Below are 19862 nucleotides of genomic sequence, written 5' to 3'. Positions count from 1 at the left end.
GCCAGTCTCACTTCACGAACTGTTCGTTGCCGACCATGCCGAGCTTGGTCACGCCCAGGCGCTGGCTCTCTGCCAGCACCTCGGCCACGTACTTGTACTCGACCAGCTTGTTGGGCCGCACATGCACTTCGGGCTGATCGGGCAGCGAGGCCGCCTGGCTCAGCTTGGACTGCAAGGCCTCACGCGTGGGCAGTGCCTCGCCGTTCCACAGGATCGTGCCGTCGAAGTCGATGTCGATCGTCACGACCACGGGTTCGGTGAGCGGCGGCGGCGGGTTGCCGGCCGGCATGTTCAGGTTGACCGCGTGCAGCTGGATCGGGATCGTGATGATGAGCATGATGATCAGCACCAGCATCACGTCGATGAGCGGCGTGGTGTTGATGTCCATCATCACTTCAGGTTCGCCCGAGCCACCGCCCGAGCCGATGTTCATTCCCATGGTGCTTCCTTGTGTGTGAGCCGCTCAGCCTTTCGGCGGCGGTTCGGTCACGAAGCTGATCTTCAGGATCGACGCGCGCTGGCACGCGAACACGACCCGGCCGACCGATTCGTAACGGCTCTTCTCGTCGCCCCGGATGTGAACCTCGGGCTGCGGGTTGAGCACGGCGATCTTCTTGAGGCGCTGGAACAGCGCCTCGCTGTCGGCCACCGGTTGTGCATTCCAGAACACGTCGCCGTCTTTGTTGACCGAGATCTCGATGTTCTCGGGTTTGGTCTGGCGCGCGATGTTGGTCTCTTTGGGCAGGCTCATCGCGATGCTCTGCGTGACCACGGGGATCGTGATCAGGAAGATGATGAGCAGCACCAGCATCACGTCGACGAGCGGCGTGGTGTTGATGGCGGAGACGACTTCGTCTTCGTCGCCGCCCGAGCCGATGTTCATTCCCATGAGCTTTCTCCTGGCTGAATGGACGCGGGGCTCAGTTGCGCGTGTTGCTGAGCTTGGCGCCCATCAGCACACCGTGCAGGTCGGCGCCGAAGCTGCGCACCGATTCCATCGTGACCTTGTTGCGGCGCACGAGCCAGTTGTAGCCCAGCACGGCCGGCACGGCCACGGCCAGGCCGATGGCGGTCATGATCAGCGCTTCACCGACCGGGCCGGCCACCTTGTCGATCGAGGCCTGGCCGGCGATGCCGATGGCGGTGAGTGCGTGGTAGATGCCCCAGACGGTGCCGAACAGACCAACGAACGGTGCGGTGGAGCCGACGGTCGCCAGGAAGGCCAGGCCGTCTTGCAGGCGGCTTTGCACGTCGTCGAGGCTGCGTTGCACGCCCATCGTGACCCAGGTGTTGCGGTCGATGTTGTCGGTGAGTGCACCTTCGTGGTGGTCACCGGCGCTGATGCCGCTTTCGGCGATGAAGCGGAAGGCGCTGCCTTCCTTCAGGGTCTTGACGGCTTCGTTCAGGCTGGCCGACTTGAAGAAGCCCTTGCGCGCGGCCTTGGCCTCGCTGCTGATCTTCATGCTCTCGTAGAGCTTGGTGATCATGATGTACCAGCTGCCCATGCTCATCAGCACCAGCAGCACGAGCACGCCCTTGGCGACGAAGTCGCCCTGCGCCCACAGCGCAGACAGGCCGTAGGGGTTGTCGACCGTCTCCTTGCTGGAAGCGGCAGCGGCCACCGGTGCGGCGGCCGGCGTGCTGGCTTCGGGCGCGGCGGCCACGGGTGCGGCTACCACCGGTGCGGCGGCCGAGGCGGGCTGCGCCAGGGCCCACTGGGGCGCGGCGATGGCGCTCGCGGCGAGGATCATCGCGGCGAACATCGATTGCAGTCGGTTGGTCATGACTTGAACTCCTGAAAAAAGGTAACGGGTGTCGTTGTTGTGTTTCTGGCGGCGCGCGGCAGGGGCATGTGATCGCCCCTGCCCGCCCTACTCGGCGACCTTGAAGTCGAAAGCCTGCTCGGCCACGATCTCTTCGTCACCGCGGCTCTGGCAGCTGTACTTCTGCATGGCGGTGCGCACGGCGGCGTCGAACAGGCCGCTCGGCCGCGAAGAGACGATCTCGACCTTGATGACCTTGCCGCCCTTGATGGTGGCGCGTGCGCGCACGCTGCCATTGATGTTCTCCTGCAGCGCCTTGCGGGGCATCACGGGAGCGGGCATGTCCTGGCAGACCACACCGATCGCGACGACGGCCGGCTTCGGCGCCGGAGGCGCAGGCGGCGCGGCGACGACCGGTGGCGGCGTGGGCGCCATCACGGTCGGCGGCGGTGGCACCGGCGAGGGCGCGACCGAGATGGTCGGTTGAGGCGGCGGGGGTGCGGCGATCTGCACTTCCGGCGGCGGAATGTAGGGCGGCGGCGGCGCTTCGAGCTTGGGCGGCGGCGGCAGCACGATCTCGGGCGGCGGCGGCGGCTTCTTGATCTCTTCGATGACCTTGGTCTCGATGGGTGCGCGCACCACATCGACCACCTTCTTCGCAAGACCCGTCACCAGCGCGTACACGATGAACGCGTGAAACAGGATGACAAACGTGATGCCCATCAGATGCCTGCGTGGGTCAGCTTGTCGCTGGGAAAAATTCATGTCTGGGATCTCCAGAGGGGGCTTCGGATTCGGCTGAGGATACTGCCTGCACCGGCTTGTGGCCGTCAGACAAGAAGCCGCAGATTCTAGCCGGGAGCTTTCAGCCCCCGAACTCTCGGGCAAACGCTCGGGGCGTCGGCGGCTTGGCTGCGCGACCAGCGCTGCGCTGGATGAGAAAAACCCGCTGGATCAACGACCCAGCGGGTTTCTTGTCATCGCCTCAGCAGTTCAGAGAATCAACTCAGAACTTGTAGTCGAACGAGGCCGACAGCTTCACCGAGCGCGGAGCGGTGTAGCTCTCCACGTGGCGATAACGCGACCACACCGTCGAGGCGCCGCCCGGGGTGTTGTAACGCTCTTCGATCGTCTCGATCGACTGGCGGTTGAAGGCGTTGAAGATGTCCATCTTCAGCTGGAAGCCCTTGAACGCCGCCGGACGATAGTTCAGGTTGAAGTCAAGACGCATGTCGGCCGGCAGGTTGCCGTTGCTGCCACGCTTCGAGGCCACACCGTTGCAGAAGAAGTACGCCGAGCCGTAGCCGGAGTAGTTCGTCACCGGGCCGCCCGCGACGTACGGTGCCAGCGGATTGCCACCCACGGGCGGTTGGTCGGGCGCGTTGCCGATGCAGTTCTTCGGGCGACCCGAGGCGTACAGGAAGTTGGCACCGACGCCAAACTCTGGCGTGGCCTGGAAGTAGCCGAAAGCCTTCAGCTGGTGCGTGCGGTCGTTCGGCAGGCGGCCATCGGAATTCACCGAGAACTCGGGGAAGTCGAAAGCCTGCGTGGTCGAGACGTCGCCCTGGCCGATGTCGGAGAGCAGCTGACCTTCGGTGTTGCCGGTGTTGCGCGACCAGGTGTAGTTCACCTTGCCCCACCACTTGCCGTCGAACGGATGCTCGGCGAAGAAGTCGAGCGCGATGTACTTGCGCTTGACCTTCGGGAAGCCCAGATCGGCAGCCGACAGGTTGATGGTTTCCAGCGTGCCGTCGCCGTCGACGTCGAGCGTGAAGGTGTTCGCACGGCCCGGGTTGAACAGCGCGCAGTTGTAGCCGAAGTTCGAGTCGTCGACGCCGTTGCGGGCAGCCCAGGCGTGGAACGGACGGTCATCGCAGTGGTCGTCGATCGCGGTCTTCAGTGCACGGTAGGTGAACTTGGCACCGACGGTCAGGTCTTTCGACAGCGCCGCTTCCACGCTGGTCGAGAACTCGTCCTGGTAGTTGCCCTTCATGTTCTGGGCAGCCACCGTGCGCGGGTCCTTCGACTGGCCGAACTCGTTGTTGTTCGAGTACACGGGGCTGATGGCGGTCAGGCCCGTCGGCGCGCCGGTGACGGGGTCGACACCGGTGTAGACGAAGTTCTGAGTCGTGAACAGCGAAGCACCGGCGCCGCGGATCGCGACGTTGGTGGGCACCGGCACATGGTAACGACCGGCGCTGGCCTTCACGGCGAGCGACGAGTCACCCTTCACGTCCCAGGCAGCGCTCAAGCGCGGCGCCAGTTGGCGATCGAGCTTGATGTACGACTTGTTGTCGCCATTGCGGTTGTCGAAGGCTTCGTTGCGCAGGCCGAGCGTCAGCAGCAGGCGGTCGGTGGCTTGGTACTTGTCTTCGATGTACCAGGCCGACTGGATCACCGTCGGCGTCGACTTCGAGGAGATGAAGTCTTGCGAGACGAAGTAGCCTTGCTGCGCGTACGGGTTGCCCGCGACTGTGTTGGTCGGCTGGGTGTCGGTGTTCAGCGGCACGGCCGGGTCGGTGCGGCCGTAGGTCCAGCGTGTGCCACCGGCCAGTGCCGTGCCGGCCACCGACTCGATCTTGTTGTAATCGATACCGCCGCGCAGCGTGTGCTGCGAAGCGACACGCCATTCGAGGTCGAAGCGAGCGCCCTTGTTGGTGTCTTGCGCACCGTTGGTGAGCGTGTTGCCCAGCGTGGTTTGCGGCTGCGGGTAGGTGAAGCCGGGGATCTGGTCGGCGCCGGTCACGATGATCTGCGGCAGCGACGGGTTGTAGCCCAGATTGGCCTGATCGTGCACGCTCTTGGTCTTGCCGAGAACGGCCGTGAGGGTCAGGTCATCGGTCAGGTAGCCCGTGTACTTGAGGATGTCGACTTCAGAGCCTTGCGCCGCGGCCACGGGGGTCGGGCCCCAGTTGATGTAGTTCGCGCCGCCGCCGACAACGTTGTCGCGCTGCAGGGTGGCGTAGTTGAAGCCGAAGTAGGTGCGGTTGTCGCGCACCGTGTCTGCCACCTTGGTGTACTCGAGGTGGTGCTTGTCGGTGATGTTCCAGTCGAGCTTCAACAGGCCGCGCGGCGTGGTGCGGCGGATTTCCTGGAAGCCGCCGCTGTTGAACGAGCCTGCACCTGCGCCGGTGTTGGCGACACGAATCTGGTTGACGTCGAGTTCTGTGTTCTCACCCGACACGAAGATGAACAGCTTGTCCTTGATCAGCGGGCCGCCGGCGTAGATCGAGTAGGCGGTTTCGTCGCGCGTGTTCAGGCCGTTGTAGAAGCGGTACTTGCCAGCCGTGCTGGCCGTGTCGGGGCCGTTGTCTTCGTAACGCGAGCTCTTGGGCGTCGAGCGGAGGGTGTTCGGCTCGACACTCATGGCGCCGCCGATGACCCAGTCGTTTGTACCGCTCTTGGTCACGATGTTGACCACACCGCCGGTCGAACGGCCAAACTCGGCGCCGTAGCCGCCGGTCAGCAGTTGGGACTGGGAAATCGCGTTGAACGGCAACTGCGAAAAACCGACTTGCGTGAGCAGCGTCGTGACGGGGAAGCCGTTGATGTAGTACGCGTTCTCGGAGGCGCCTGCACCACCGAAGCTCGGCGCGCCTTGGCCGCCGTAGCGGGAGTCGCCGCGCGTGGTTTGCGGTGCGAGCTGAATGACCGCGCCCACGTTGTTCGCGATCGGCAGCCGCGCCAGTTCAGAAGCGGTGAAGGTGGTGGTCGAGCCGCCGCTGGTCACGTCGATCGCCTGACGGCGGCCCACGACCTGCACGGTCTGCAGCGAGGCGGCCGCGAAGGAGACTTCGCTGCCGGCGCCGATCGTCACTTCGATTTCGTCGCGCGTGCTGACGGTGGCACCGTTGCGCTGCAGCATGACCTTGTAGCGGCCCACGGCCATCGAGGTGGCTTGGTACTTGCCGTCGGCGCCGGGTGTGAGCGTGCGTCGCGCACCGGTGTCGAGGTTTTCGATCACGACGGTCGAGCCGGCAGCGGCGTCAACCTGGCCGAAGATGGTGCCGGTGGCGCTGGTCTGCGCGTACGCGACAGGGCCGACGGCCGCCGTCAGGGCGGCAGCCCCGAAGGCAACGGCGAGGGCTCTCACCACGAGTGTTTTTCTGAACATGGGATCTCCTAGGAAATTCACTGAAAGGTTGATCGAAAGACCAAGTCCTGCAGCAAGTCACATACCAGCTTTGTAAGCGGGTCATGAGTCGTCTGCTAAGACATGTAAATGAATTGTCACTGAACCCTTGTAGGACTCTCTCTAAGGGAATCCCTTGATGTTCTTGAGCGTGAGCGGCGAACACACGGCCTGGGACAGGCGTGTTTGGCCGCAAACCCATATTCCATGCGGGCTGGCGGGCGACGGACGGGCCGCGGCCTCAGCTCGCGGCGGGTACCCGGACCGGCGATCCCCGGGCATCTACTTAATGCGCTTTGCGCACGTCGTTGGCTGTCCGCAACAGGCGTCGCCGCTATGTGTAACGCGGCCCCGCAATCAGGGGGCAGGCGGTGGCTCGATTCGGGGCACCGCCGCGAGCAGCGCCCGCGTGAACGCGGCCTGCGGTCGCTGCAGCACGGTGCTGGCGTCGCCCGCCTCTTCGATGCGCCCACGGTTCATCACGGCGATGTGGTCGGCCAGGTAGCCCACCACCCCGATGTTGTGCGTGATGAACAGGTAGGCCACGCCGGTCTCGCGCTGCAGGTCACGCAGCAGGTTCAGGATCTGCGCCTGCACCGAGACATCGAGTGCCGAGGTGGGTTCGTCGCACACGATCAGGCGCGGGCGCACCGCCAGAGCGCGCGCGATAGCGATGCGCTGGCGCTGGCCCCCTGAAAACTCGTGCGGGTAACGTTCGAGCGTGTCGCGGCGCAGGCCGACCTGGTCGAGCAGCAGCTCCAGGCTCTTGCGGCGCGCCGCTGCGTCGAGTTCGGGGCGCAACGAGAGCAGCCCTTCTTCGAGGATGTCGGCGACCCGCACCCGCGGGTTCAGCGAGGCGAACGGGTCCTGGAAGATGATCTGGATCGATCGGCGCGCCAGCCGCAAGGCATCGCCGCTCAAACCGAACAGGTCCTGCCCGTCGAGACGGGCCTCGCCCTTGATGCTGGCCTGGCCGCGCAGCAACTGCACGATGGCCTTGCCGGTGGTGGTCTTGCCGCAGCCCGACTCGCCCACCAGCGCCAGCGTCTCGCCGGCACGGATAGAGAACGAGACCTGGTCGACGGCGGTGAACTCCCCGCGGCGGCGTTGCAGCAAGCCACCGCGCACGGGGAAGCGCACGCTGAGTTGGTGCACTTCGAGCAAGGCCTCGCCGATGGACGGCAGCGTGGGAGGTGCCTCGAAACGCAGCGCCTGCGCCGGTGCGGCGGCAAGCGGTGGCTGCTCTGCCGCACCGCCGTACAGCAGACAGCGCACATCGCGCCCCCCGAGGTCGAGCAGTTCGGGGCGCGTGCCACGGCACGCGTCGAACGCCCGGTCGCAGCGCGGGGCAAAACGGCAGCCGGCAAACTCGAGCCACAGCGGCGGCACCGTGCCGGGGATCGCTGCGAGCACATCGCCGCGCTTCGAGGCGTCGGGCAACGCGCGCAACAACAGGCGGGCGTAAGGGTGCTTAGGCGCGGCGAAGAACTCGGCCGCTTCGGCCACTTCAATGATCTGGCCCGCGTACATCAAGGCCACGCGGTGCGCCATGCCTGCCACCACGGCCAGGTCGTGGGTGATGAGCAGCAGGCCCATGCCCTGCTCTTTCTGCAGCTGGCGCAGCAGTTCGAGGATCTGGGCCTGGATCGTCACGTCGAGTGCGGTGGTCGGCTCGTCGGCGATCAGGAAGTCGGGCTCTGCTGCCAGGGCGAGCGCGATCATCACGCGCTGCTTCTGGCCGCCCGACAGGCGGAACGGGTACTCGTCGACGCGGCTTTCGGGCTCAGGGATGCCGACGCGCCGCAGCCACTCGATCGCCTTGGCACGCGCCGCCGCACCGCGCAACGGCGTGTGCGCCTCGATGGCTTCGACGACTTGTTCGCCGACGCGCATCACCGGGTTCAGGCTCGTGGCCGGTTCCTGGAAGATCATGCCGATGCGCCCGCCGCGCACCGCACGCATGCGCGACTCGGGCAAGGCCAGCACGTCCTGTCCTTCGAGCACGACGCTGCCTTGGGTGACGGAGCCGTTGTCGGGCAGCAGGCGCATCAGCGCGAGCGCTGTCATGCTCTTGCCGCAGCCCGACTCTCCCACCAGCGCAAAGGTTTCGCCACGCCGTATCGACAGGCTCAGCCCGTCGATCGCCCTGACCAGGCCGGCATCGGCGTCGAGCGCGACCTTCAGGTCACTCACCTGCAACACACCGGCGCTCATGCCACCGCCCCCTTGCGCAGGCGCGGCCGGAAGCTGCGCGCGCGCGGGTCGAAGGCGTCGCGCACGCCGTCTGCAAACAGGTTGGCCGCGAGCACGAGTGTGACCATGAACGTGAAGGCCGCGGCGAACGACCACCAGACCAGCGGGTCGCGGCTCATCTCGGTGCGCGCCAGGTTGATCATGCCGCCGAAGCTGTTCATCGACGGGTCGACGCCCACGCCCACGTACGACAGCACCGCCTCGTAGAGGATCAGCGCCGAAAAGTCGAGCACCGTCGTGATGATGATCAGGTGCACCACGTTCGGGAAGATGTGCCTCACCATGATGCGCGCCGGCCGCACACCGAAGGCGTTGGCCGCCTGAACGTAGTCGAGCGCGCAGAGTTTCATGGTCTCGGCGCGCAGCAGCCGGCACAAGGTGGCCCAGCCGGTGAGGCCGAGAATCACGCACAGCAGGAACAGGCGCACGTCGGCCCGTTCGGCACCGGTTTCGAACAGGTCGGGGTGGGTGTCGATGAAGACCTGCATCATCAAGACGCAGGCCGCGATCAGCAGCACGTTCGGGATCGACGAGAGCAGCGTGTACAGGTACTGCACCACCTCGTCGACCCAGCCGCGCAGGTAGCCCGCGAGAATGCCCAGGCCCACGGCAAGCGGCAGCGTCGCGATGGTCGAGAGCGTGCCGATCACGAAGGCGGTGCGGATGCTCTTGAGCGCCTGACAGAACACGTCGTTGCCGGTGCGGTCGGTGCCGAACACGTGGTAGTTCTGCGCCAGCGCGAGCAGCGGGCCGAAGACGACGCACAGCACCAGCACGGTCAGCAGTGCAGCGCGCAGCGGCAGGTCGGTCTGGTTGTGTGCGATCGCGCGCCATGCCGGCGCCAAGAGCGTGCCACGGACTCTGGCCAGCAGGAACGCCATGCCGGCAGCGACCACGAGGGCGAGCACGAGCCCCAGCGCCAACCCGATCAGCGAGCGCCGCCACACATCGCCCGCCCATTCGCTGTCTTCGGTCAGGCTCTTGCCGCCGTACAACAGCCTCGGGTAGATGCGCTCGGTGTTACCGGCCACTTCGACCGAGTCCTTGGTGAAGGCACGAATCGCGAGCGGCGCCGAGTACGAGGTTTCGCGCCCGGCAAGTTGCCGTGCGAGCAGCACGTCGAGCAACGACTCGGTGCGGGTGGCGTAGGCCTGTGCTTGCGCCGAACCGGCGGCCGGCACGTCGCCCAGGGCCCGCCGGAAGTGCAGGCTGTCGACGACAGCGACGGCGAAGAACAGCACCAGCACCACCGCCGAGCACAGTGCGGCCGGGTCACGCACCACTTGCATCCAGGTGGCGCGCAGGTTCTGGCTGCCGCGCACACGAACCGCGTACAGCAGCAAGAGCAGCAGCGTGGCGATCACGACCACGTCGGACCAGAGAACGACGATCTTCGGCATCATGCGAGGCGCACCCTCGGGTCGACCCAGGTGTAGGCCACGTCGATCACGATGTAGCTGGCGATGTAGATCAGCGAGCCCACGAAGACCATCGAGCGCACGATCGCGAAGTCCTGCCCTGTGATCGCTTCGATCACGTAGGCGCCCAGCCCCGGGATGCCGAAGAAGCTCTCGAACACCAGGCTGCCGAGGAACACGAACGGCAGGTAACTGCCTGCGCTCGTGAGGATCGGGATCAGCGCGTTGCGCAGCACGTGGCTGAACAGCAGCTTGGGCTCGCTCAGGCCCTTGGCACGCGCAGTGCGCACGTAGTCGCGGCCCAATTCCTCGAGGAACATCGCGCGGTACAGGCGCCCTTCACTGCCGAGCCGCGACAGCAGCGAAAGAATCACCGGCAGGACCAGGAAACGCAGCGCGTCCCAACCCGATTCGAAGCCCGAGATCGGCACCAGGTGGAACACGCGCGAGAACAGGTACTGGCCGACAATGATGTAGAACAGCGCGCTGATCGAGAGCATGAGCACACACGCGACCACGCCCCAGAAGTCGATGCGCGAGTGCTTGAAGAACACCAGCAACAGGGCGAAGGCCACGCTCACCACGATCTGCAGCAGGAACAGCGGCACGGCAAGCTGCAGGCTCACGCCCATGCGGGTCTTGATCTCGTGGCCGATGTCGGTGGCGCTGGTCGAGTCGGAGCGGCCGAAGTCGAGTGCGAGCAGCGAGACCGAGCGGTCCCAGAACACGGTCTCGGTCGCTTTCCTCGTTCCCTGGGCAGCCGCGTTCCAGTACAGCGGCTTGTCGTAGCCACGCTCGACCTTCCACTTGACGATCTGCTCCTGCGTCACCCGCTTGCCGCCGATGTTCAGGCGCGCCATGTCGTCGGGCGTGTTGACGGTGAAGAACAGCATGAAGGTGAAGAGGTTCACCCCGAGCAGTACCAGCACGCCGTAAAAGCTGCGGCGGATGAGGTAGTTCCACATGGCTCAGCGCTTCACGGCCACGGGCTCGAGCGCCGGCGCTGCGCCGCTGCGGCCGATCGCGCGTTCGCGGGCGCGCCAGGCGCGCCAGCCGATCCACCCGAACAGCATGGCGCCGGCCACCAGCAACAGCATCGGCCAGTAACGCGGGCGGTTCCATTCGGCCTGCAGACGCGCGCGCATCGGCGCGTCGATGCGGTAGTACAGGGCGCGGTCGTTGGTGAACAAGCCGTACTTGCCGTTCGGCTGCCACTTCTGGTACGCACCCGCCGAGTACGGGAAGTAACCCCAGGCCCAGGGTGCGTCCTGGCGCAGGATGTCGACCATCTCGTCGATCAGCTTCTGCTTGGCCGGGCCATCTTCGAGCAAGGCCAGTTGTTTGTAGCGCTTGTCGTACTCGGGGTTCAGGTAGTTGGCGGCGTTCTCGCCTTCGACCTTGGCTTTCGCGTTCGGCCCGTAGAGCAGGAACAGGAAGTTCTCGGCGTCGGGGTAGTCGGCGAACCAGCCCCACCAGAAGATCTGCTGCTTGCCCTTGAGCATCTTTTCCTGGAACTGGTTGTAGTCGGTGGCGCGGATCTCGAGCTGCACCCCGAGCTTGGCGAACTGCTTGACCATCCAGTCGAGCTCGGCCTTGTACTCGGGCGTGGGCACACGCTGGTAGTCGTAGTTCAGGACCAGCGGCTTGCCGGTCTTCACGTCGCGCCCGTCGGGGTATCCGGCTTCGGCGAGCAGCACCTTCGCTTCGTCGATCGACCGCCGCACCACCTTGCCGTCGACCAACTTGTGCGTCACCGGGTTCATGTCACCCGGTGTGCCGTGGCGCGAACCGAACATGCCACCCGGCAGCGGGCTGTGCGCCACCTCGCCGGCCTTCTGCGTGAAGACGCGGCCGTAGCCTTCTTCCCAGTCGATCGCGATGCTCAGCGCATGCCGCAGCTTGCGGTTCTTCGTCTGCTGCTCGGGTGTGTCGCCTCGCCCCACCACCGGGTCGAGCCAGTTGAACCCGAGGTACCAGTTCTGCGGCTCGATGCTCTTCGGGAAGCGCATGCCACGTTCCTCGAACCGCTTCTTCACTTCATCGGAATCGTTCGCGTCGGCCAGGAAGTCGGGGCCCCAGTCGTTGCGCTCGATCTCGGGCACGTCGAGAAAACCCTGGGTGAACTTGGAGCGCAGCGGCGTCTTGTCGCGCTCGACGTTGAAGACCAGCTTGTCGAGTAAAGGCAGGCTCTTGCCGCAGTCTTCGAGCAGGCCCGCTTCCTTGTCGCCCGGTGCGCCTTCGCACGGGTAGGTGGCGCCGTGGTAGTTCGGGTTGCGGACCATCACGAGGCGCCGGTCGGCCTCGTACTCGGTGAGCATGAAGGGCCCGGTGCCGACCGGCCACACGTCGAGCGTGAGGCTGTTCTTGGCCATGCCGGGTTGGGCGTAGAACTTGTCGGCTTCCCAGGGCACAGGCGCGGTGAAGGCCAGCGTCATCCAGTACTTCCATTGCGGGTACTTGCCCTTGATGCGGATGCGCAGGGTGTACTTGTCGAGCGCGGTGGCGCCCGCGAGCGGGTACTGGCGAAAATCGAGAAAAGGCTTGTCGAGCGCGGCCGGGTCGAGGCCCTGCCGCAGCTTGCGATCTTCTTCGCGGATCAGCGTGCTGTAGTCCTTGAGGCCGATCACGTATTCCGAGAAGATGCCGAAGATCGGCGCTTCGATGCGCGGTGTGGCATGGCGCTTGAGCGCATAGACGAAGTCTTCGGCCACCAACTCACGCGTGCCGGCGTGTTCGAAGTCGAGCGGCGAGTGTTTGTCGCGCGTTTGCGCTGCGGTGAGCGCGTGGTAGGCGTACTCGCCGTTCGCGTTTTTTGCGAACGCCGGGTGCGGTGCGTAGCGCACGCCCTGCTTGATGTGCACGTCGTAGTGGCTCTCGGCCACCAGCTCACCGGGCGCGTCGGCCGGCAGCGGCTTGCCGTCCTTGTCGAAGTAGGTCGGCGTGGCCAGTTCGGCCGCTGACTTGGGCACCAACTCGTAGGGCCGCTTCAGGTAGTGGTACGCGTAGGGCGGCTCGTAGATCGAGTACATGTAGGGCACCTCGTTGACCGCATAAGAAGCGGTCGGGTCGAGGTGGCGTGGCGAGCGCTCCTGGAAGGCGACGAAGAAGGTGTTGCTCGACTCGCTGCCCTTGGGGTTGGGGCTGTTGTCGCAGCCGGCGAACAAGGCGAGCGCACCGAGCAGAATGCCGGCCCAACCCACCCTGCCCCGCATGCGCCGGTGTTTGGCCACCGGCACTTCTTGTTGCCCACCGCGCATGCCGCCCGTTCCTTCTTTCGCAAACCCGGCGCAGGCTTGCGCGCCGAACCCAGAAAAACAATGTGCCTGCGATGAACACCGGCTTGTGGTCGGGTCAAAGCGAGGCAACGCGCCATTGTACGGTCGTACGGTGGCCAAACCGCGCCGCGCCGGGCACGGGCCTTCAGTGGTGGGCGTGGTCGTGGGCCTTGCCGGCGTGCTTGTGCTCCCAGCCGATGAGCACGTCGCGCCCTTGCACCACCATCGTGACACGTGCGCCGACCGGCAACGTCACCTTGGGTTGCACATGGCCGAACGGCAGGCCGGTGAGGATCGGCGTCTTCGTCAGCGTGCGCAGGTACTGCACCGCTGTCTTGAAGGTGTAGCCTCGGTCGAGCGGCGACTTGCGGTAGGCGCTGAAGGCGCCGAGCACGACGGCTTTCTGTGCGTCGAGCACGCCGGCCTGGTGCAGTTGCAGCAAGTTGCGTTCGATGCGGTAGGGGTGCTCGTTCACGTCTTCGAGAAACAGCACCCCGCCCTTGATGCGCGGAAAGTGCCTGGTGCCGAGCATCGAATTCACCATGCAGAGGTTGCCGCCCCAGAGCGTGCCGCGCACTTGCAGTTCATCGAAACCGGCCTCGGTGCGGAAGCCCACCGCTTCGAGTTCACCGCCCATCGCTTCGAGAAAACAGTCCCGCGTGATCTCGTCGACACCACCCGCTTCTTCGCTGCGGCCGAAGTCGTCGCACGCCAGTGGGCCGGCCCAGGTGATGCCTTCGGCGTGCGCGAGCAGCCCGAGTTGCAGTGCCGTGAGGTCGCTGTGCCCGACCCATCGTGTGCCGCGCTCGACGCTGCGCGCGATGCGCTTCCAGTCGACGTGGTCGAGCAGGCGTGTCATGCCGTAGCCGCCACGGGTGGCGAGCGCGATCGACGGCGCCTGCTCGGCCACGCGGTGCAACGCGGCGAGCCGCGTCGCGTCGTCGCCGGCAAACCGTTGATGCCTGGCGAGCGCCGACTCATCGACCTGCACCTCGAAGCCGAGGGCTTTCAGGCGCTTGCCGGCCAGGCGCAAGGGCGCTGCGGCGGCCAGAACACCAGCGGGAGTGAACAACTTGAGGAGCGTCATCGGGTCAGTCGTGGGTAGGAAGGTGTGCGTCGATCTCGACCGCTTCGCCGGCCGGGATGGGCTGCGTGGAGTCGGCAAACGCGTCGACTACTGCGTCAGCAGCAGGCGCGGCGCGGCGCTGCCGGTACTGCTCGCGCCGCTCGGCAAAAAAGTCCCGCAGCACGGCACCGCACTCGTCGGGCAGCACACCGCCCTGCACCACCGTGTGGTGGTTGAGTTGCGTTTGCGCGAACAGGTCGACCACCGAGCCTGCTGCGCCGGTCTTCGGGTCGCTCGCGCCGAACACCACGCGCTTGAAGCGCGCGTGCATCAGCGCCATGGCGCACATCGCGCAGGGTTCGAGCGTGACGAAGAGTTCGCACTCCGGCAAGCGGTAGTTGGACAGCAACTGCGCCGCGTGCCGCAGCGCCACGATCTCGGCGTGCGCGGTCGGGTCGTGCTCGGTGATCGGGCGGTTGTAGCCGGTGGCAATGACCTGGCCAGCGCGCATGATCACGGCGCCAACGGGCACTTCGCCCACCAGCCACGCGTTGTGAGCCTGGTCGAGCGCGATGCGCATGGCTTGCTCGTCGGCAGTGGAGAGGGTGTCGGTCATCGGGCAAGGTTTGCGGCAGGCCCGCGGCGAAAATACATGTCGCCGCGTGACCGGGACTGTACACAGCGCCGCACTTCAGTCACTCGCCGGGCCGGCCACGAACAGTTTTGCCTCAGGCAGGCGAACCAGCGCCGCAGCCTCTTCCGGCGTTCCGCGCAGCCAGCGCTCGGTGTTCTCGGCTTCGATCGGCACGACGCTGCGCTTGTCCTGCAGGTGGGCAGCCCGTTTCGGGTCGGGTTTGTGCATGCGGTTCATCAGCGGGTGCTGGTCGGCGTTCACTGTGAGCATCGTGTAGCTCTCGTGGACCTCGCCGGTGGCGCGGTCGATCCACGCGTTCCACAAACCCGCCAGGCCCCAAGGAGCGCCGTCGGCACGCTGGAAGCGCCATGACACGTGTTTGCCCGACTCCCAGTTGGGTTCGAAGAAGCTTTCGGCAGGAATCAGACAACGCTGCCCACGCGCCCACGCGCCGCGGAACGACCAGCGGCTGCTCAGCCCTTCCCAGCGTGCGTTGTAAGTGCGCGCCGCCGGAAACTGTTCCGTCGCGTTGTCGGCGATCAGCCACCATTGCCCTACGGCAAGTTCGAAGCCGGCTTCAGCCGGCTCGCGCGGCGCGCGGATGAACGGCCCTGGATACTTGGGAAACATGTCGGGCCGCGGCCAGCGCCAAGTGTGGGCGCGGCCGATTTGCCAGTGGCGCTCGACAGCAGCGACTTCGGGCGTGATGTAGCGGGTGCACATGGTCGCGAAGCTTGCGCAAAAGGCTCAAGGCCGGGTCGGGGTGGGCTGAACTGCTGTGCGCGACGGCGCACCCGTCATTCCCACTCGATCGTCGCCGGCGGTTTGCTCGACACGTCGTAAGCCACCCGGTTGATGCCACGCACCTCGTTGATGATGCGGCCCGACACCTTCTTGAGCAACGCGTACGGCAACTCGGCCCAGTCGGCGGTCATGAAGTCGCTGGTCTGCACGGCGCGCAAGGCGACCACGTAATCGTACGTGCGGCCATCGCCCATCACACCCACGCTCTTCACCGGCAGGAACACGGCGAAGGCCTGGCTCGTCAGCTCGTACCAGCTCTTGCCACTCGCTTCATCGACGGTGTTGCGCAGCTCTTCGATGAAGATCGCGTCGGCGCGGCGCAGCAAGTCGGCGAACTCGGGCTTCACCTCGCCGAGGATGCGCACGCCCAGGCCGGGGCCAGGGAACGGGTGACGGTAGACCATGTCGGGCGGCAAGCCGAGTGCCACGCCGAGTTCGCGCACTTCGTCCTTGAAGAGTTCGCGCAGCGGCTCCAGCAGCTTCAGGCCCAATGTTTCTGGCAGGCCGCCCACGTTGTGGTGGCTCTTGATCGAGGTCGCCTTCTTGCTCTTGGCGCCACCGCTCTCGATCACGTCGGGGTAGATCGTGCCTTGGGCGAGCCACTTCGCGTTGGTGAGTTTTTTTGCCTCGGCCTGGAACACCTCGACGAACTCGCGGCCGATGATCTTGCGCTTGGCTTCGGGGTCGGTCACGCCAGCCAGGTGGCCGAGGAATTGCGCGCTCGCGTCGATCGCGATCACCTTGGCGTGCAGGCGGCCAGCGAACATGTCCATCACCATCTTGCCTTCGTTCAGGCGCAGCAGGCCGTGGTCGACGAACACGCAGGTGAGCTGGTCGCCGATGGCGCGGTGGATCAATGCCGCGGCCACGCTCGAATCGACGCCGCCCGACAGGCCGAGGATCACCTCTTCGCTGCCGACCTGCTCGCGGATGCGCGCCACGGCTTCGTCGATGTAGTTGCCCATCACCCAGTCGGGCTTCGCCTTGGCGATGTCGAGCACGAAGCGGTTGAGCAGCGCGCGCCCGCGCGAGGTGTGCGTGACTTCGGGGTGAAACTGCAGGCCGTAGTAACCGCGCGCCTCGTCGGCCATGCCGGCGATCGGGCAACTCGGCGTCGACGCCATCAGCTTGAAGCCCGGCGGCAGCTCGGTGACCTTGTCGCCGTGGCTCATCCAGACCTTGAGCATGCCGTGGCTCTCTGGCGTGCGAAAGTCTTCGATGCCGTCGAGCAAGCGGGTGTGGCCATGCGCGCGCACCTCGGCGTAGCCGAACTCGCGGTGGTCGGCCGCCTCGACCTTGCCACCCTGCTGCACTGCCATCGTGAACATGCCGTAGCAGATGCCGAGCACCGGCACGCCCAGGTCCCACACGGCCTGCGGTGCGCGCAGCTCGTGCTCTTCGTACGTCGACGCATGGCTGCCCGACAAAATGATGCCCTTGGGCGCGAACTCGCGGATGAACGCGTCGCTCACGTCATTGGGGTGGATCTCGCAGAACACATGCGCTTCGCGCACACGCCGTGCAATGAGCTGCGTGACCTGGGAGCCGAAGTCGAGGATGAGGATCTTGTCGTGCATGTCAGACGATGGAAGCGTCGGCAGCGGGTGCCGACAGACGGGTGCGGCGCGCGCCGCGAAAGTGGAACCAGGCCAGCAGCAGCGAGACGAACTGCAACAAGGCGCAGAAGTAGAACGGTGCGCCGATGCGCCAGTCGCCCTGCGGCAGGTGCGACACCATCGCCAGCAGCGGCGCGCCGACCAGCGGCGCGAGCACCGCCATCAGGCTGTTGAGCGCGCTCACCGCGCCGAGCGTGCGGCCCTGCGTGGTGGCGTCGGCGGCGTTCGAGATGATGCTCTGGATCGATGCGGTCACGGTGAAGCCGAGCAGGTTGCAGATGACGACCGCGTACATCATCCAGCCTTCGGTGATGGCCCCCCAGGCGATGTAGGCGATCGTCGACGACACGAGCCCGGCAATGGCCAGGCGCTGCGGCGAGAAGCGCTTGAGCAGTTGCCCGAGCAGCACGCCCTGCACCAGCGCCGACATCACGCCCACCGCGAACAGCGACCAGCCGTTCTGCGCCGGCCCCCAGCCGAACTTGAAGGTGGTGTAGAGCACCCAAACGGTGTAGAGGATGAACTGCGCCAGGCCGCTGAAGCAGACCACCGCAACCAGCAAGCCGACGCCCTTCAGCTGGCTCAGGTCGTACAGGGAAGCGAACGGGTTCAACGACTTGGCCGTGAACGGCCGGCGCTTTTCTGGCGGCAGCGATTCCGGCAGCACGAAGTAGCCGTAGACGAAGTTGAGCAGCGCCAACGTGCCGGCGGCGAAGAACGGCCAGTGCAGGTCGATGGCACCGAGCACGCCGCCCATCACCGGGCCCAGAATGAAACCGACGCCGAACATCGCGCCCAGCATGCCGAAGCGCTTGGCGCGGTCAGCCGGTGGCGTGATGTCGGCCACGTAGGCGTTGGCGACGGAGGCGTTCGACTGCATCGCGCCGCTGAACAGGCGCACCACGATCAGCATCCACAGCGCGGTGGCCATCGCCGTCACGAAGAAGCTGAGGGCCAGCGCGCAAAAGCCCAGCAAGAGCACTGGCCGCCGGCCAAAGCGGTCCGACAGGCCACCGAGGACCGGCGAGCTGAAGAAGTTCGCAATGCTGAAGGCGAAGGTCGTGGCACCGAACCAGAAAGCCTGATCTGCTTGCGAGCCGGTGAAAGTGCCCACCAGCGCCGGCAAGACCGGAATGATCAACCCGATGGCCATCATGTCGATCAGCACGGTCAACATGATGAACGGCATCGCTGCCTGGCGGCCCGCGGCCACGGGTGCCGGCGATGAAGGTTCGGGCTTCGTCAAGAAGTGTCTCGCTCTCGTGGTTCCGCTCTTGCCGACACGGGGCGTGTCAATCAGCCCGGTAGTTCGGCGCTTCCTTGGTGATCTGCACGTCGTGCACGTGGCTCTCGCGGATGCCGGCCGACGTGATCTCGACGAACTCGGCTTTCTCGCGCATGTCTTCGATGCTGGCGCAGCCGCAATAGCCCATCGCCGCGCGCAGGCCACCGGCCATCTGGAACACGATCGAGACCATCGAGCCCTTGTAGGGCACGCGGCCTTCGATGCCTTCGGGCACGAGCTTGTCGGCGTTCGGGTTGGCGCCGGTGTTGTCCTGGAAGTAACGGTCGGCGCTGCCTTGCTGCATGGCGCCGATCGAGCCCATGCCGCGGTAGCTCTTGTAGCTGCGGCCCTGGAACAGCACGATCTCGCCCGGCGCTTCTTCGGTGCCGGCGAACATGCCGCCCATCATCACGGTGTGCGCACCGGCGGCGATGGCCTTGGCGATGTCGCCCGAGTAGCGAATGCCGCCGTCGGCGATCAGCGGCACGCCCGTGCCCTTGAGCGCGGTGGCCACGTTGTCGATCGCCATGATCTGCGGCACGCCCACGCCGGCCACGATGCGCGTGGTGCAGATCGAGCCCGGCCCGATGCCGACCTTCACGCCGTCGGCGCCGGCTTCGGCCAGCGCCAATGCGGCGGCGCCGGTGGCGATGTTGCCGCCGATCACGTCGACCTGCGGGTAGTTCTGCTTGACCCAGCGCACCCGCTCGATCACGCCGGCGCTGTGGCCGTGCGCGGTGTCGACCACGAGCACGTCGACGCCGGCTTTCACCAACAGATCGACGCGTTCCTCGGTGCCATCGCCCACGCCCACGGCCGCGCCGACGCGCAGCTTGCCGAAGGCGTCGCGTGCGGCGTTCGGGAAGCTCGTCTGCTTGGTGATGTCTTTCACCGTCATCAGGCCACGCAGTTCGAAGGCGTCGTTGACGACCAGCACCCGCTCGAGCTTGTGGCGGTGCATCAGCGCCTTGCCTTCTTCGAGCGAAGCGCCTTCGCGCACCGTGATCAGGCGTTCGCGCGGCGTCATGATCTCGGCCACCGGGGCATCGAGCCGGGTTTCGAAACGCAGGTCGCGGTTGGTGACGATGCCGACCACCGCCTTGCCCTGCAACACCGGGAAGCCCGACACGCCGTGCAGCTTCGAGAGTTCCATCACCTCGCGCACCGTGGTCTCGCGGGTGATCGTGATCGGGTCGCGCAACAGGCCCGATTCGTAGCGCTTGACCCGCGCGACTTCGGCTGCCTGCTGTTTCGGCGACAGGTTCTTGTGCACGATGCCGATGCCACCCTCTTGCGCGATGGCGATCGCCAGGCGCGCTTCTGTCACCGTGTCCATGGCGGCGGACACCAGGGGCAGGTTCAGGCGGATGTTTCTGGAGAGTTGGGTCGCAAGACCGGTGTCGCGGGGCAACACCTGGGAGAACGCTGGCACCAACAACACATCGTCGAAGGTGAGCGCTTTGCCAAGAAGGCGCATGGGAAAAGCTCCTGACGCAAAAGCGAATTATACGGATGCCGCAACAAAACCACGCTTTGCGGGCCACGCAAGCGGCCGATTTCGGCTAACGCGCGAGCGCGCCGCTACACTTCGCGCCATCGAATTCGCCGGTTGAACG

General features: G+C 65.9%; 15 protein-coding genes. All 15 read right to left on the bottom strand.

The features are described 5' to 3' along the window. Positions 1-7: 7 nt before the first annotated feature. The gene (locus tag AC30PD_RS01855; RefSeq protein WP_489533930.1) at positions 8-439 is read right to left on the bottom strand and encodes an ExbD/TolR family protein; all 432 of its coding nucleotides are present in this window, start codon (positions 437-439) and stop codon (positions 8-10) included. 24 nt (positions 440-463) lie between these two features. After that, positions 464-889: an ExbD/TolR family protein gene (locus AC30PD_RS01850; RefSeq protein WP_489533929.1), complete on the bottom strand. Its 426-nt coding sequence runs from the start codon at positions 887-889 to the stop codon at positions 464-466. A 31-nt stretch (positions 890-920) separates the two neighbouring features. After that, positions 921-1784 carry a MotA/TolQ/ExbB proton channel family protein gene (locus tag AC30PD_RS01845; protein WP_489533928.1) on the bottom strand — a complete coding sequence of 288 codons (864 nt, stop codon included), beginning with the start codon at positions 1782-1784 and terminating at the stop codon, positions 921-923. Between the two features lie 87 nt (positions 1785-1871). Then, positions 1872-2486 carry an energy transducer TonB gene (locus tag AC30PD_RS01840; RefSeq protein ID WP_489533927.1) on the bottom strand — a complete coding sequence of 205 codons (615 nt, stop codon included), beginning with the start codon at positions 2484-2486 and terminating at the stop codon, positions 1872-1874. 283 nt (positions 2487-2769) lie between these two features. Then, positions 2770-5877, bottom strand: coding sequence for a TonB-dependent receptor (locus AC30PD_RS01835; protein WP_489533926.1), 3108 nt, complete (start codon positions 5875-5877; stop codon positions 2770-2772). A 375-nt stretch (positions 5878-6252) separates the two neighbouring features. Then, on the bottom strand, positions 6253-8109 hold the full coding sequence (locus AC30PD_RS01830; protein WP_489533925.1) for an ABC transporter ATP-binding protein: 1857 nt from the start codon (positions 8107-8109) through the stop codon (positions 6253-6255). Then, entirely contained in the window at positions 8106-9548 is a 1443-nt protein-coding gene (locus AC30PD_RS01825; protein WP_489534114.1) for an ABC transporter permease, read from the bottom strand. Before AC30PD_RS01825 ends, AC30PD_RS01830 begins: the two co-directional genes overlap by 4 nt. Further along, positions 9548-10531 (bottom strand): ABC transporter permease, encoded by a 984-nt coding sequence (locus AC30PD_RS01820; RefSeq protein WP_489533924.1) that lies wholly within the window; start codon positions 10529-10531, stop codon positions 9548-9550. The genes AC30PD_RS01825 and AC30PD_RS01820 overlap by 1 nt, the downstream gene beginning before the upstream one ends. Before the next feature lie 3 nt (positions 10532-10534). Continuing rightward, positions 10535-12823 carry an ABC transporter substrate-binding protein gene (locus tag AC30PD_RS01815; protein ID WP_489533923.1) on the bottom strand — a complete coding sequence of 763 codons (2289 nt, stop codon included), beginning with the start codon at positions 12821-12823 and terminating at the stop codon, positions 10535-10537. Positions 12824-12986: 163 nt separating this feature from the next. Next, complete coding sequence (locus AC30PD_RS01810; protein WP_489533922.1) at positions 12987-13928, bottom strand: LD-carboxypeptidase; 942 nt, start codon at positions 13926-13928, stop codon at positions 12987-12989. Positions 13929-13932: 4 nt separating this feature from the next. Beyond that, entirely contained in the window at positions 13933-14523 is a 591-nt protein-coding gene (gene tadA / locus AC30PD_RS01805; protein ID WP_489533921.1) for a tRNA adenosine(34) deaminase TadA, read from the bottom strand. Between the two features lie 75 nt (positions 14524-14598). Next, the gene (locus AC30PD_RS01800; RefSeq protein WP_489533920.1) at positions 14599-15264 is read right to left on the bottom strand and encodes an SOS response-associated peptidase; all 666 of its coding nucleotides are present in this window, start codon (positions 15262-15264) and stop codon (positions 14599-14601) included. 74 nt (positions 15265-15338) lie between these two features. Then, positions 15339-16922, bottom strand: coding sequence for a glutamine-hydrolyzing GMP synthase (gene guaA, locus AC30PD_RS01795; protein ID WP_489533919.1), 1584 nt, complete (start codon positions 16920-16922; stop codon positions 15339-15341). Between the two features lies 1 nt (position 16923). Continuing rightward, on the bottom strand, positions 16924-18207 hold the full coding sequence (locus AC30PD_RS01790; RefSeq protein ID WP_489533918.1) for an MFS transporter: 1284 nt from the start codon (positions 18205-18207) through the stop codon (positions 16924-16926). Positions 18208-18253: 46 nt separating this feature from the next. Then, positions 18254-19723 (bottom strand): IMP dehydrogenase, encoded by a 1470-nt coding sequence (guaB, locus tag AC30PD_RS01785; RefSeq protein ID WP_489533917.1) that lies wholly within the window; start codon positions 19721-19723, stop codon positions 18254-18256. Positions 19724-19862: the final 139 nt, after the last annotated feature.

Origin of the sequence: Rhizobacter sp. (assembly GCF_032229685.1) — a bacterium.
Taxonomy (GTDB): domain Bacteria; phylum Pseudomonadota; class Gammaproteobacteria; order Burkholderiales; family Burkholderiaceae_C; genus LMDS01.
The sequence above is the reverse complement of the archived record's forward strand: the minus strand, read 5'-3'. Positions and strand labels throughout refer to the sequence as shown.